Genomic DNA, 15,239 nt, shown 5'->3' on the forward strand with positions numbered 1-15,239 from the left:
TCCCTGTTAAGCTTTAAAGCAACCGTGTCTGAAATAGTTTAAGGCTTTTCTAAATCGGGTATAAGCCACAACATGCAGGAATCACAGAACAGGTATTAATTTCTGAAAAACCGTATAACTGCCATGACTCCGGTTTGTTACTTATTTTAAAAGAGTATATTATGGAAATAGGAAAACGCATCCTGATCACCGGGGGCACTACAGGTATCGGCAGGGAAATAGCCATCCTGCTTGCATCAAAAGGCGCAAAAGTGCTGATCACAGGACGGCACCAGGAACAGATTGATGAAACGCTGAACGCAATGGATGGTGCACAAGGCAGCGGCTATGGCATCGCGGCAGACCTCGCCGAAGAGGCAGGTATCCGGAAAATCTTCGCGTACGCAGATCAGGAACTGGGTGGCCTCAACTGCTTGGTCAACAACGCGGCGCTGGCTTACCAGAGCATCATGGAAGGCAGTTATAAAGACTGGCAGTATATCGTGAACACCAACCTGCTCGGCTACATGGCCTGTGTCCATGAAGCCGTTAAGCGCATGGAAACTGCGGGTGAAGGCCATATCATCAATATCGGTTCCATGAGCGCAGATGTCAGGGAAAGTAACAGTTCCGTTTATGTAGCCACAAAGTCAGGCATCCAGGGCTTTTCAGAAGCCCTGAGAAAAGAGCTGAACCCTAAGGGGATCAAGGTTTCCCTGATCGAACCCGGTGCAGTCGATACCGACATGCAGGAAGGCTCGGAAGAAGAAAAACTGCAGAAGATAGCGAATCAGGAAATGATCCCGGCCAGGGAAATTGCGGCTGCCGTACTTTACTGCCTGGACCAGCCGAAACATACCGATATCGTAAATATCAAGATCAGGCCCCATTTGCAATTGATCTAACATAAACCATCGGGATGTATACAGGAATTGAACATGTGTATCTTTATATCTGAAACTTTATAAAAATTACGGTGTTGAAATAACAATGACCGTTAAACCCATGCGAAAAGAACCGGAAGATATGGTACGCAAAGCTGCAGACTGGTACAACTTCCTGTTCAATGCGATTGATCAGGGGTTTTGCATCATTGAGCTGGTTTACGACAGCAATGGTCTCGCTGTCGATTACCGCTTTCTGGAGGTAAACGTCATTTTTGAGCAGCAAACTGGTTTGAAGGACGTGATCGGTAAAACCGGAAGCGAACTTACTCCCGGCACAGAACAATACTGGATAAAAGACTTCGAGCGGGTAGTGCGTACAGGCGAACCTGTGCGTGTAGAAAACTACCATGGCAGTACCGGCCGCTGGTATGTGGCACACGCCGCGCGTATCGGCGATGAAAACAGTCGGCAGGTGGCCATCCTTTTTGATGATATTACTGAACAAAAAAGTGACGCGATAAGAATGGCCGGGACTGAAACGTCTATGCGCGAACGTGAAAACTGGTTAAAAGGCCAGCAACAAGCCTTTAAGACAGCAATCAGCGGCGGTCACCTTGCGGAGTCACTGGAGCCGCTGGTGGTGACGATCGCTGTCCAGACTAAGGGAGATGCAAGATCTGCTTTTTATCTGATCCCGCCTGACGGTAAAGGCCTGCACCTGGTTGCCGGAATGGATGAGGCCTATGCGGAGGCAATCAGTGGGTTTGAAGTAGGCTCCGAATCACTGGCATGCGGACTGGCCATGCACACAGGCGAACCGGTGATCACCCCTGACGTGGAAAGGGAGCCAAGGTGGAAACCATTTTTGGAAATAGCCCGAAAGCATCAGTACCGTGCCTGCTGGTCCTTCCCGGTGCGTACGAACGACGGTCCGGTACTCGGCACTCTGGCCATGTATTTTAAAACACCCCGAGAGCCGCTTGAAAGGGAAATGGAGATGGCGGAAGTGCTTGCCCATTCAGCAGCGATCATTATTTCCCATAATACGGAATTAAGGGAACGCAGACGTGCAGAGGCCGCATTGCGTGAGGCTGAACTGCAATACCGCGTGCAACTGGAAAGTGAGGTTGCCGAGCGCACTGCAGAATTAAAGAACAGCAAGGAGCTGTTGCAGGCCACGCTCGACAGCAACCCGGAAATGATACAGGTATTTAGGGCGGTACGCGACCGGCAGGGCAAGATTACTGATTTCGTATGGATACTCAACAATGCCTCCTCGGAACATGCATATGGAGACGTTATCGGAAAAAGCCTGCTCGAAAATAATCCGGGAGTATTGGCAGCGGGTATCTTTGACAACCTTGTACAGGTAACGGAGACAGGCATTCCCCGGCAATATGAAATGCGCTATGTCAACGAACAGTTCGATGGCTGGTTTTACCAGTCGGTAGTGAAGCTGGATGACGGCGTAGCTACAAATACCATTAATATCACAGAACGCAAAAAAGCGGAGGAAAGGTTGATGCAGGTTGAAGCCGGGAAAAAGCGGGAGATCTTCCTGGTATCGCTCAGCACGCTGGAAGAAGAACGTTACAGGATATCCGAAAGCCTGCACAATGGTATTGGCCAGATCCTCTATGGCATTAAGATTAATTTCAGCACCCTCCGACAGCAGATCCCTGTCCAGGAATTCAATGAAATTAAGGCTTACATCAATACGCTGCTGACAGACGCCATTATGGAAACAAGGCGGGTCTCACACGAACTCATGCCCGCAACACTGGAAGAATTTGGTTTGAAAAGTGCCATTGATGACATCTGCGATCAGCTTTCGGACAACACCAGGTTCACTTGCCATGTACGCGGGCTGGACACCAGGATGGAAAAATACCTGGAGCTTGCGGTCTACAGGACGGTACAGGAACTCATGACCAATGTGGTCAGGCATGCCAGCGCCACAATAGCGACGATAGACATCATACATAAGCAAGCGGAAATCAGGATTACGGTGACCGATAATGGGATGGGCATGGAGGCAGGAAAAAAACACAAACCTGGCATCGGCCTTGCCTCTATCCGCAGTAAGATCAAACTGCTGGATGGTGAGATCCGGATCGACTCAGAAAAAAGCAGAGGCACAACCGTCAGTATCACCATCCCAATCCATCAATGATATGATCAGACTGATAATTGCAGAAGATAATGAGGTGGTCAGACAAAGCCTGGGCAGGATGCTGGGTGCTGAACCGGGTATTGTAATGGTGGCCAGTGCAACCACCGGGACAGAGGTACTGAAAATACTCAGGTCCGGTATCACTGCCGATATCGTTCTTGCTGACATGAACATGCCAGAGATGGACGGCATTGAACTGACGGCATACCTGAAAACCGAATATCCGGCAGTAAAAGTCATTATACTCACGATGCACAGCAAGCAGGTTTTCCTGGAGCGTGCAAGGAATGCCGGGGCTCTTGGATATGTGCTGAAGCATGCAGAAATGAATGAACTGATTGGTGCAGTCCGACTGGTTGCCGACGGCGGAAGCTATTTTCTGTAAAGTTTCTCCATGATTTACGCCTTCTGCAGCCTGGGTGCAATCCACCATCAGGTAACGGTTTTCAGATAAGCCGCGTTCTTCGGGGCATAACCATTTATATCATTGTTAAAGTAAATATAAGCATCCTTAACGTTTTTTAACCCGTTCAGCTGGTCAGCAAAGGCATCAAGTTGTCCTTCCGGATAATCTGAGGCATACAACTGGGTTTGTCCATGCAGGCGATAATATACATGCCCGGCGGTACTGATGATCTCATCGGGGAAATCAGGGTGACTCATACCACAGAATCCGATCCCATGGGTATGCAATTGATCATATACCCGCTGGTCCCACCAGGAAATATGCCTGAATTCAACTACATTTTTGAATCCCGGATGAAGACTCCGGATAACCCGTTCCATATTTTCTGCCGTGAATACAAAATTTGGCGGGAATTGGAACAATACACAGCCCAGCTTTTCTCGGAGCCCCTGCTCCGCCAGCTGATAAAAGTCACTGATGACATCTTTGGCATCATGCAGTTTTTTATAATGCGTGATCAGCCTGGGCACCTTCACGGAAAAGGTAAAACTGCCTGGGCTTTTTTTGTACCAGTTTTCCAGCATCTGCTGAGTCGGGAAGCGGTAAAAGGTGACATTAAGTTCCAGCGTATCAAAGTGCTCGCCGTAAAAGTCAAACCATTTCCTGACGGGCATCTCCTGCGGATAGAATTCGCCCCTCCAATGCTTATAGTGGAAACCAGAACATCCAATGTATTTTTTCATAAGGCCATTTCTGGAATGAATCTGACAACTTAACATCGTCTCCGCATGGTAGGTTTCCCTGGAAAATACCTGTTTTGATTTTATCGTATTTACCGGGGAAAACAGGTATTTACCGAACAAGCCGTAACCAGTCTCATTTGTTGTATCAAATACTCCCTATAGAAATAGATATGATCGACATCATGATTATCGAAGACCATGGCATTGTACACGCCGGGATCAGCATTTTACTTGGATCTATCAGTGACATCCACGTAATAGCAGCTGCCGAAAATGCACAGGAAGCGCTAAGCTTGCTCAAAGCTGCTGATTTGCCCGATGTCATCCTCACCGATCTTCATTTGAATATTTGTTAGAAGACACCGATATTGAGGAGCTGGTATACGGGATACGCAAAGTTGCGGCCGGTAAACGGTTTATTTGTACAACCCTCATCGATCGCATCAGCCAGCGCCTGACCGACGGACAACCCTATACAAGGAGCCTGTCGCCAGACATAGAATTATCTAAAAGAGAAATAGAAATCCTGCACTTGCTGGCAGACGGCTTCACCAATGCCGAGATCGCAGACCGGCTCTTTACCAGCAGGAGGACTGTCGAAGGCCACCGTCAATCGCTGCTGAACAAAACAAGAGTTCGGAATTCACCGGAACTGATCAAGTTTGCGATGCTGAACGGTTTGCTGGAATCCGCCCTAAACTAATGATTTAAGTGCAGTGTGCAGTTCGCTTTGAAAACTTCTCCCCTTGTCCTGGTTATACCATTTTTGCAGCTCAGTCTTAATTGTTCCGAAATCTGCTTCTTCTGCCTTAAGCCTTTGGTATAAGGACTGGCATTCCGTTGGTCTGGGTCCCCAGTTCAGAAGATCATTGCCTGCCTCATCCCTGATGACCAGCTTCGGAATCGCCTTGCCACCGTTGGTCAGGTATTGTTCGATCAGGTGCGGAGCACTGTCCCTCAGCTGGTACTCTGCCCTGATCAACGGGTTCAGCGTACTGAGTTTATAAATGAACGGCACGGTATGCGACGCATCTCCGCACCAGGGTTCCGTAATGATGATCCAATGCTGGGGTTCGTTAATATCAGAAATGGCCAGGGCAAGATCAGGTTCCACTACACCGGTTTTGAGCCAGCGCTGCTGACGGGTCCAGTTCAGTTTGGTATAATCGAGGTACTCAATATTATTATACGGAGCCGGTGCATTCGGATCATTGAGTATTTCCTGAAAATAGTCCTGGTATTGTTGAAAGTCCATTTTTGTACGAATTGGTGTCCGGCAAAGCTGTGCATTTACCCGTTAACAAATCGTCTTTCAAATGCCATATTAAACTCTGCTGAACGTCATTTTGCTGCGCAGCATTCCCGTCTGCGCAGCAAAATGACGCGACAGGTTATGGATAGATCTTTTCCAGTTGCTTTTCCAGAGCGACACCGCGCAGGTCCTTGGCGATGATCTTACCATTAGCATCCACGAGGAAGTTCATCGGGATGGAACGGATACCATATTCTAAGGCGAGGTCACTCTTCCAGCCCTTCAGGTCCGAGGCATGCACCCAGCCCAGCTGATCGGCTTCAATGGCAGCCAGCCATTTGTCCTTTTTATCATCGAGTGAGATACCGATGATCTCAAAGCCTTTTCCATGATACTTTTCATAAGCTTTGACCAGGTTTGGGTTCTCCTTGCGGCAAGGGCCGCACCAGGAGGCCCAGAAATCAACCAGGACGACCTTGCCTTTATATGCAGCCAGTGAAACCGTCCCACCGTCCCTGCCGGGCACGGAAAAAGAGGGTGAGACACCTATGCCTGTTTTGGCGGCAATCCTCAGGGACTCTCCTAATTCCCTGCCATAAACAGATTCTTTGCCTGCCGGCGTCAGTGCAGCATAGGTACTGGCCGCCTTTTCAGGGTTAGGGTAATTGATAAAACGGTCTGTAATGATAAAAGGGACCACTCCCGAACCGGGATACCGCTTTACCAAAGCTTCTACCGAATCGATCAGGCGCTGGTTCAACTTATCAAATTCTGCATTTACAGCAGACCTGTCGGCTGGCTGCCCGGTAGCTTTGGAAAGTTTCTCCAGGCTGTCGAGCTGCTTATAAAGCCCTCCCGCACGTGCGGTGATGGTGTTCCAGGCGGTAGTCCATTCTTTCCAGACAATATAGTCTTTGGAACCGGTCACCTTAATCTTATTTAACTCCGCCAGCTTTCCGCTGATCTTTACATGTTCCTTTGCGCCTACAGGAACACTGAAGTAATTCTTTTTACCAAATTGCAGGAAGTACAGTACGGTACCTGGAGTCTCGCCCTTGAACGAGAACCTGCCTCCTGAGGCAACAACAGAGTCTTTGATCTGCCGGCCGCCATAGCTGGTGTTCAGATAGACCATCTGGTTGTCCAGGCCATCCAGTTTCCCCGATATTTTATAAGTTGCAGGTGATTGTGCTTGCACACTGCCTGCGAGCAAAAGACTGGCAGCAAGCGCAAATAATGATGTTGGTTTCATATCTATGATTCAGTTGGGTTGATTAATACTTGTATACAATATCTACGATCTTCGAGAAGCCGGTGACCAATTTATTGTAGGCGCCAATGGCACCCACCGTATTGATCGGAAAGTAATAGACTTTACCCTCCGTACCGTTCCAGGTAGCTACAGCCAGCTTTGCCCCGCTCCTGTCGATGAAGTTTTTGGCATACCTGATGGATGTGATCTGCTCACCAGCCGGGAAGTTGTAGGTCTCCACTACGGTATTGGAACTGGTCTCATAACGGGACAGCACATTACCGTTACCATAGTAAATGTGCGGGGTACTGGTAGAACCGGCGGCCGCACTGTAATTGAGTATGCCCGGAGCGTTCATCGCCGTCTTGCCCAGCGTAATGACCGGTGCAGCAGTCGAGTTCTTCGTTTTGTAACGCAGCAGGTAAGGCTGTCCGTCAGCATCCTTCATAATCGCATTGTAATCGTTAACAACGTCAGCGGAGTCCTGGAACAGCATGGTCATCCCCACATTGTTCATATCAAAGACACTGCTTACACCTGTACTCGCTCCTGAAGGAAAGGCCTCGAGCGTACCTGCGACCGGCGTGGGGTTGTAAGCCTGAACACGGTAGAACCGCTTATCGGTGTTGTCGTAGACAATTGCCGGGAAGGTTTCCCCGCCCACTACGAATGGCGCCAGGGAATAATTGCGGTTGCCCTGCGGGTTAAGTGCGATATCCCCCCATTTCTTGACGCCGGGGAAGCCGCCCACCAGGTTAGAGTGCAGTTTACCATTATTAATGGCGATCCCAAGGGATGCCGAACGGACGCCGCTATAGGTATACTGGCTGGTCCAGGTCATCACCGTCGGATTGATCACCGACGGTGCGCTGAAGAACAGAAAGCTGTAATCGAACTTTTTTACCATCGTCAGGTAATTATATTCCTGGCTGCCCTGCTCGGCTAGAATGTAAAGCCGCTTGCCGGTTGCCGATATATCGTCAGTGATCGGAAAGGTACTGATCTCCAGCTTTCTTGGTCCGGTGATCGGTGCCGTGTTCCTGTCATTATAAATGCCATGCTCCGCCGTATAATCCTGGAAGATGAAAGAAAGGTCGCCCTTCCCTGCCTTGTCTTCCAGAACCAGCCAGCCTGTTGCATATTTATTACCGACCAGGATGCTGTAATTGATATACGAGCTTACCCCGGTCTGCTTGTCTTTGGCTTCCAGCCGGAGAATGAAGGGCTCGCCGAGGGTAAACAGATCAGGCCTGAGCAGGATCTTCAGTTCATAGGTCTTGGCAATCTCTTCCCGCGGTGCAGCCAGGCTGACCGCGCCATTGCTATTATAGACCAGCCAGGTAAATTCCAGGTCATCCAGATTCTTCTGCAGGCTTTGGCTCAATACGGGCTTCAGCTTAAGGCTGTCACCTTGGTAAACAACCATTTGAGCAGCAGTAAGCGGATCGCTGAGGCCGATCTTATTTACAGGTAGCAGGTCTTCATTGCTATCGTCTTTATAGCAGCTGCTCAGCAGGAGTGTGCCTGCGCAGAGCAGTGCTGCAGTACTTTTATATATCGAGTTCATTGTTATTTAAATAATCGTAAAACCATGTTGTCACTCCCTATGGGAAAAATACCTCTTGTCCGAATTCGTCGATCAGCGCACCATATTGCTGGTTATATTCGAGCAGGGCGTTCCTTGCTTTTTGCGACAGGTAACGCGAGTCCTGCGGCAGGGGACCGGAATTCCAGGTGGTCTTTCCGGTAACCGCGATCAGGAACCTGAATTTAACCGCTGAATAGCTTCCGAAATAAGGCGCCCAGGTACTTTCCCAGTTGGTCGGCTTTGCGAGTATATCCGTAAGGGTGAATTTATAGCGCAGACGCGTGGCATAACCCGGCTTAAAATCCTGATTTTCGGTGACCCGGAGTGTAACCGTAAGCGTACTGTCTTTCAGGCCCGGCCTGCGGTATACGTAAACAGGTACTTTTGCAGTAAATGAGTTGGCCTTTACTACGGCTTTCCCGATTTTGTAATGGTAACCTTCTTTTCCCGTGCTGTTCGGGGCAGGCACAAGGCTAATGGAACGGTCCTTATCTGAAACCTTGCCGATAATGCGGAAATTAACCACAATAGAGTCGCTCACGACACTTTCCGGACTGGTAGCGAAAGTATAATCGGTGCTGTCGGGCAGTGACTCCACATAGATCATATCTGCCTGGTTGTACAATAATTCATCGGTTTTACCGCAAGCAGCCATGACAAGTGCCGGCAACAGCACCATCAGGCAGTTCTTCAATATCTTTTTCATATTCATTTCCTTGGTTTAGGTTAATTGCCGGCTATGCCAAATTCCAGTTCATCATTAGGGATCGGGAACACATATTTCGCGCTGGTCATCGGATTGGCAATGCCATCAGGTATCGTAGCCACATTCATACGCTTATAGTAGAACCAAAGCTGACCTTCCGCATAGAAATCCTTACGGTATTCAAACTGGATCTCATTATCAAAGGCAGCCCGGTCCGCCACCGTTGGAAGTTCAGGGATAAGCCTGTTGGTCCGAACGGTATTCAGGTATTTCAGCCCCTCTTCGATTGTCGGCGAAGCTTCTGCCGCGATATAATACATTTCCGACAGTTTGATGAGCGGAATGAGCCGCTGCTTTACATTGGTGGGGGCATCGCTCCAGTATTTCTTGGTATACACAGTAGTGGAGGCGATCTCATTCCACAGGCTCTTGGAAGCGCCCGGCCTGCGCACGTCCGTACCGTACCCAACGAGTGACGCCTGGTAAGTAGCATCCAGTTTGGCCCTGGTAGACCAGAGGTCAGTTGTCTCACCGGTAGTAGTACTGTTTTTGAACAGGTCGTCAGCAATAGCCTTCATACCGGATACGTAAATGGAGAAAATATGTTCTGTAGTAAAGGTCATGTCAGAGGAGGTGCTGCCGGCATCTGCATTGATCTCCGCAGAAGTAATGAACCTGAACTTATTGCTTTCAATCACTTCTTTTGCATACTTCAATGCATTGGGCTTATTGCCTTTGAAAAGATAAAGCCGCGCAAGCAGCGCCTTGACTGCCCAGTAATTCATGTGATTCTGACGGAACTGCAGGAAAAGGTCGGCATTGGTACTGCCCTGGTTGTCCCTGATCTGATCGATGTTTTGGTTCACGGAAAGCAGGCTTTCAGCTTCCTTAAGGTCAGCTTCACAGTGGTCGATTACTCCGCCGAGAGTAAGCCTCGCACTGGGAACAACAGTGAAAGCATCCATATAAGCGATGGAAGGCTTTCCGGCATTAGCGCCGTTGTCATAACGCTCCGAGAACAGTCTTGCCAGGTCAAAATGCAGGTAAGCCCGCATTGCCAGCGCCTCGCCCTTAATGATACTACGTGAGGTTCCGTCAAGGACACCTTCGCTCTGGTCAACATTCTTCAGGATATAATTGGCCTGGGCAATGGTCGCATACTGCGTCTTGAAGACAGTTGCAATTATATTCTGTATTTCAGAATCGGTATAGGTGAAACGGGCCAGCTTCCCTATCGTAGTAAAAGTAGATGATTTGTTCTCATAGCGCTGGGCAAGAATGTCCAGCATATTGTAGCTCAGCTGCCCGCCGTAACTGTTGGTGCCGGCAGCGCCCTGATAGATACCGAACAGGGCATCGATATAACCCTGACGGGTACTGAACTGCTTGGTTTCCTTGACCTGAGTCTTAGGGTCTACGTCGAGCCACTTCTTGCAGGAGGACAACGAGATCAGCAGACCGAACAGGTAAACCGGGAACAATGATGTTATATTTTTGAATCTCATGGTATATCTATTTAGAATGTGGTCTGTAATTGCAGGGTATAATTGTGTGCGAAAGGATAGTCCAGGCCGCGTTCGCGCTTAATGCTGGAAGCTCTGAAGATATCGCTGCCGAACAGGGTGATCTTCGTATTCTGAAGACCAAGGCGCTTGTTCAGTTTATCGGAAAAGCGGTAATAGACGGATGCGCTTTCACCGGCGATAAAGTTGTTCTTCTGGACAAATCTCGACGTGGCGTAGGTGATCGGGGCGTTGACATTATTGGTATAGTTGACAATCCCCCGGTAAAAGGAAACATCTCCTGGTTTTTGCCACCTGGAATCATATACCCTGCGGTCGACATTATAGAGGGCAACATTGGCGTTCTCAACGCGGTCCACAAGGGTCTGGTTATAACTATCTCCGCCAAAATCAAACCTCATGTAAATGTTGAAACCTATCCCCTTGATTTCAAGATTTGTACCCAGGGTACCATTAATCGTTGAAGTTTTATCCCCTGCGATGACCTGATCCGCAGGATTATAGGTAGTTGTTACTGTACCGTTACGGCTCAGGAAAAGTTCATTGCCCGAAGCAGGGTCGATACCCAGTGAGGGTACTGCCCAGATCACATTGACCGACTGACCTTCTGCATATTTGGGCAGCGGTGAGGTGGAATTGGTCGAATTTGCTTTTTCATTGAGCGCCTTGATGGTGGAAGAAATCTTTTCGATCTTGTTCGTTACATGAAAGGCATTGACAAATACCGACCAGTTGTTGCGGTTGCTGGGCTTGGCCAGGATATTGAAGCGGCCGTAGAGTTCATAACCCTTGTTCACCACATCCCCCATATTGTCATAATATCCCCCGAAACCGGTAGACGGTGCGCTGGTGATGAAGGCGATACTTCCCTTGGTACGCTCAATAAAGTAATTGGCATTCAGGGTAAAGCGGTTATATAAGGTCAGGTCGAGACCGACGTTCTGCTTGAGCGTCTTCTGCCAGGCCAGCATGTCATTGCCAAAACCAAGCAGGTAAGAGGCAATGACGCCCCTGTATTCGCGGTCAGTATAGTACTGGCTGGTGGTAATGCCCTTATAGCTTTCGAAACTTTCCGAACCAGTGGTACCTACCGTATAACGCAACCTGGCATCGTTAATGGCCGGGTTACCTTTGAGGAAAGATTCATTGCTCAGGTTCCATCCAGCGCCTGCCGACCAGAAGGGCGCATAACGCTTGTCGGTGCCATATAATGAAGAACCGTCGAGGCGGAACGTCGCGTCAAAGAGGTAACGGTTATCATATGCATACGCTACCCTGCCCAGTGTACCAAAAGAACGGGTAATGCTCTCACTGCCGGTCGGTTTCTGGTTCGTAGGATACTGGTTACCCAGGATGAACTGGTCGAGGTTGGGATTCGGAAACCCGATAACCCTGACCGATTGGGTATTGTAATCGATCTCCTTGATATTGAGCGTAGCCGAACCGGACACAAAGTGCTTACCGAAGTTCTTGTTGGCCTCCCCTGTCAGAAAGCCTTCTACGCGCTGCAGGTCGCCGGTGCCCTTGGTATAAGAACCCTTTTCAAAAGTAGTCACATTGGCGAATGAACTGTGCTGTGCCGGCAGAAAGATATCAGATTCATCGTTCTGCTTGGTATAAGACAGGCGTCCGGTAAGGCGCAGCCATTCCCTCGCCTGCCAGCGCGTCTCAAAGTTATTGGTAATGCCACGATAGGCAGTGCGGTCAGTAATATTGAGAGAAGCATTATAAAGCGGGTTTACCGGACGCCCTGTGTAACCATTGAGGTTGTCGTAATAGTCCTGGTTGGTCACACGGAGTCCGGTAGCCGGGTCGATCACCTCTTCCAGGTAAACCTTCAGGTTACCATCCGCATCATAGGGACTCCAGTAGGGGTTCAGCCGGGTATACTGGGTAAAAGAACCGTAAGGCGAATTATTGGCATTGTTAAAATAAAGGTTCAGATCATTCCTGAACTGGAAATTCTTGAGCCGGTAGGAAAGGAAAGAATTACCGGAAGTAGTCTTGCGGTCAGATCCCTTCATTACCCCTGTTTTCTGGTCGTAGGTAAGGTTAAGCCCATAGGTAACGGCATCTGCACCACCTTCTACATAGAGGTTGTGCTTCTGACCTACCCCCGTACGCAATGGCTTGGCGATCCAGTCGGTATTTACTCCCGATTTTACGGCAGCCAGACGATTGGCACGTACCAGGTCCAGTGCATTTTGTGTGGTGTTGAAGTTATTTTTGAAAAAACCGGAACGGTCTTCCAGTTCAAATTTCTCCGCAGCGTTCAGCAGGTCATAACCGGAAAGGTCCGGTGCTTCAATAGCTGTACTTGCATTATACGTGAAACGCAGTTTACCTTCCACCGGGCGGATCTGTTCAATGACAACGACACCATTTGCACCCCGTGAACCATAAATGGCCGTAGCGCCCGCATCTTTAAGTATGGTCACGCTGGCGATACGGTTCATATCCAGGTCATTGATCCGCTGCAGCGTGGTCTCGAAGCCGTCCAAAATAAACAGTGGTGCGTTAGGCGCTGCCTGATAATTGAAGGGATCAGCCCCTCCTACCTGCCGGGTATCTACCAGCGTGTTTCCTCCGCGGAGTACCACGTCTGGCAATACGTTGGGGTTTGAGCCGATATTCAGATTTTCGGGGATCTGGAATGAGGGGTCCAGTGACTTTAGTGCAGTAAGTACATTATTGTTGGATACCTTGGCCAGCTCTTCATTATTAAAGGTACGCGCGGCGCCGGTAAAGGTTGATTTCGACTGCGAGAAGATACCGGTAACTACCACTCCCTTCAGGGATTGCGGCGATTCACTGAGTCGGACCTCCAGCACACGGCTGGTAACGGTGATTTCCTGTGTCTCATAACCGATATAGCTGACCAGCAGTACAGCATTCCCGGAAGCGAGAATGCGGAAGTTACCTCTGCTGTCCGTTACCGTCCTGTTCTTACCGTTCTTGATGGATATATTTGCGCCGGGAATACGTTCCTTGGTCTTGGCGTCAAAGACGGTACCAGTGACAATACTGTCCGCAACACCAGCAGACGGCACCCGTAGCACACCGGCCCCAGTTCCGGCAGGGTTCCGTACAGCACCCTTCGTAATCAGGATCCGGTCGTCGATCTGCCGGTAGGAAAGTTCCGAGCCCGCCAGCAGTTGCTTCATGAGCTGCCCCACACTGATGGAACGGCTGTTGATATTAAGCTGGTCAATATCTTTCAGGTCCGAAGTCCTGTAAAGGAACCGGAAAGGTGTCACCTTTTCGATTTTTTTTATGGCACTGATCAGGTCTTCGTTTTCCAGTTTGAGGCTGATGCTCACATTCTCCATCGCCTGCCCGCGGACGGAAGCCGAGACCATTTGTAATGAGAGCGAAATAACAACGCCGGTAAGTACAGTTATTCGCATACAATAAATTAAGACAAGTTGATATTTCCGGAACATACCCGTTCCGTTTCTTGCTGCTTCTGCAGAAAAATTCATATTTTAGTTTTTTATGTGATGACTAAACTCTTGCTTGGAATTACATGAAGTTCCCATTGCGGAATGGGAAACCCCGGGTAAGACCGGCTGTTGGATACTCGTAATATCCTGTAGCGGTCTTACCCTTTGTTATGTCGGGTTAGTCTTGTCTTGGTAGCATTGTTTCATGTGGTTATTGGTTTAAAGGTTGAATGGATATTGTTTTATGTTCATGGTCAATGGTATACTTACCATCGATAAAGGAAGATAATCCTGCAATGAAGGATTCCATAGGCTCCTTGCTGCGCATGGAATACGTAAACGTAGCGGCATTGAGGGCCGGGTCGGTGACGATGATCTTGTAACCGAAACGGCTTTCGAGCCTGCCTTTGGCATCTGCCACCGATATATCGTTAAATTCCATATCCTCCTGGTTCCAGGCCAGTTCCGCACTGGCATCAACCACTTTGCGTAGCGGCATGTGCTGCTCATCAAAGATCACCTGTGAATTTTTAGGCAATACGGCAGACCAATGGGTTTTCACACTCCTGACCTCGACCAGGCCTCTGATCACATTGACCTTGACAACACCGCTTCCTGGTTTGGCGGTGATGTCAAACGCAGTGCCCAGGACTGTGGTGCGGACAGCCCCTGAGTAGATAATAAATGGTTTAAGCGGATTGTGTGCGATATCAAAGAATGCCTTTCCTTCGAGCGCTACCTCCCTGTTGTATTTCTTATTGAATGCAGGAAGCAGCGTGAGTTTACTGCCCTTTTCCAGGATCACAAAACTGCCGTCAGGCAACTTCATCATGCTGTTCTCCACTTTTGAAGCCAGGAGGACGGTACCCTGTTCGGCCTTTCTGCCAGCTTCAGTAACGGCCTTTTCAGCCACCTGATGCTGGCCCTCCTCTTCCCGCTGTTTTACAGACTGAAACAGGTAAACGAAAAGTACAGCTGCGACCACTGCAGCAGCCACGGCCGACCAGCGGAAGAGCGGCATCGCATTGCGGTACCGGTGTTGTCCGAGCCCGGCCCATATGCGGCGTTTTGTTTCCTTAAGTTGTTTTGCAGATAACTCAGGCCTTTCCTGCCGGAGTTGCTCAAGGTACCATGCTTCCACCAGGGCCTGCTCCTCTTCGGTACATTTACCCTGCGCATAGCGTTCAAAAATAGCTTCCGGAAGTTGGTCTTTCATGATTTCGCTTAAAAAAACATTGTGCTTTTATACCATGTCGGCTGAAATGCCCACAGGTAGTAGAAGAAAAT

At 49.1% G+C, this 15,239-nt stretch carries 13 protein-coding genes; 5 read left to right on the forward strand and 8 right to left on the reverse strand.

Annotated elements, in window-relative coordinates:
• Positions 1 to 161 precede the first annotated feature (161 nt).
• The 3 genes from P2W84_RS00450 (at position 162) to P2W84_RS00460 (ending at position 3,424) form a co-directional block, all read left to right on the forward strand.
• Positions 162 to 884, forward strand: a complete 723-nt coding sequence (locus tag P2W84_RS00450; RefSeq protein ID WP_276088123.1) for an SDR family oxidoreductase — start codon at positions 162 to 164, stop codon at positions 882 to 884.
• Between the two features lie 100 nt (positions 885 to 984).
• A complete protein-coding gene (locus P2W84_RS00455) occupies positions 985 to 3,039 on the forward strand; it encodes a GAF domain-containing protein (RefSeq protein ID WP_276088124.1) in 2,055 nt (684 codons plus the stop codon).
• 1 nt (position 3,040) lies between these two features.
• Positions 3,041 to 3,424, forward strand: coding sequence for a response regulator transcription factor (locus P2W84_RS00460; protein ID WP_276088125.1), 384 nt, complete (start codon positions 3,041 to 3,043; stop codon positions 3,422 to 3,424).
• 47 nt (positions 3,425 to 3,471) lie between these two features.
• Here the strand turns inward: P2W84_RS00460 and P2W84_RS00465 are convergent, their stop codons facing one another.
• Positions 3,472 to 4,188, reverse strand: coding sequence for a DUF72 domain-containing protein (locus tag P2W84_RS00465; RefSeq protein WP_276088126.1), 717 nt, complete (start codon positions 4,186 to 4,188; stop codon positions 3,472 to 3,474).
• Positions 4,189 to 4,358: 170 nt separating this feature from the next.
• Between P2W84_RS00465 and P2W84_RS00470 the strand changes: the two genes are divergently transcribed.
• The gene (locus tag P2W84_RS00470) at positions 4,359 to 4,544 is read left to right on the forward strand and encodes a response regulator (protein WP_276088127.1); all 186 of its coding nucleotides are present in this window, start codon (positions 4,359 to 4,361) and stop codon (positions 4,542 to 4,544) included.
• The gene (locus P2W84_RS00475) at positions 4,538 to 4,891 is read left to right on the forward strand and encodes a response regulator transcription factor (RefSeq protein ID WP_276088128.1); all 354 of its coding nucleotides are present in this window, start codon (positions 4,538 to 4,540) and stop codon (positions 4,889 to 4,891) included. The genes P2W84_RS00470 and P2W84_RS00475 overlap by 7 nt, the downstream gene beginning before the upstream one ends.
• Here the strand turns inward: P2W84_RS00475 and P2W84_RS00480 are convergent.
• From P2W84_RS00480 to P2W84_RS00510, 7 genes are all read right to left on the reverse strand, one after another.
• Positions 4,883 to 5,443 carry a thioredoxin family protein gene (locus P2W84_RS00480; RefSeq protein WP_276088129.1) on the reverse strand — a complete coding sequence of 187 codons (561 nt, stop codon included), beginning with the start codon at positions 5,441 to 5,443 and terminating at the stop codon, positions 4,883 to 4,885. The two genes, P2W84_RS00475 and P2W84_RS00480, sit on opposite strands and share 9 nt — an antisense overlap.
• 136 nt (positions 5,444 to 5,579) lie before the next feature.
• Positions 5,580 to 6,692, reverse strand: coding sequence for a TlpA disulfide reductase family protein (locus tag P2W84_RS00485; protein ID WP_276088130.1), 1,113 nt, complete (start codon positions 6,690 to 6,692; stop codon positions 5,580 to 5,582).
• 22 nt (positions 6,693 to 6,714) lie between these two features.
• Entirely contained in the window at positions 6,715 to 8,259 is a 1,545-nt protein-coding gene (locus P2W84_RS00490; protein WP_276088131.1) for a PKD-like family lipoprotein, read from the reverse strand.
• A 37-nt stretch (positions 8,260 to 8,296) separates the two neighbouring features.
• A complete protein-coding gene (locus P2W84_RS00495) occupies positions 8,297 to 8,986 on the reverse strand; it encodes a DUF4843 domain-containing protein (protein ID WP_276088132.1) in 690 nt (229 codons plus the stop codon).
• 20 nt (positions 8,987 to 9,006) lie between these two features.
• A complete protein-coding gene (locus P2W84_RS00500; protein WP_276088133.1) occupies positions 9,007 to 10,491 on the reverse strand; it encodes a RagB/SusD family nutrient uptake outer membrane protein in 1,485 nt (494 codons plus the stop codon).
• Between the two features lie 11 nt (positions 10,492 to 10,502).
• Positions 10,503 to 13,991: a SusC/RagA family TonB-linked outer membrane protein gene (locus P2W84_RS00505; protein ID WP_276088134.1), complete on the reverse strand. Its 3,489-nt coding sequence runs from the start codon at positions 13,989 to 13,991 to the stop codon at positions 10,503 to 10,505.
• 172 nt (positions 13,992 to 14,163) lie between these two features.
• Positions 14,164 to 15,168: a FecR family protein gene (locus P2W84_RS00510; RefSeq protein ID WP_276088135.1), complete on the reverse strand. Its 1,005-nt coding sequence runs from the start codon at positions 15,166 to 15,168 to the stop codon at positions 14,164 to 14,166.
• Between the last annotated feature and the right edge of the window lie 71 nt (positions 15,169 to 15,239).

Source organism: Pedobacter sp. JY14-1 (assembly GCF_029269825.1).
In the GTDB taxonomy this organism is placed as follows: Bacteria; Bacteroidota; Bacteroidia; order Sphingobacteriales; family Sphingobacteriaceae; genus Pedobacter.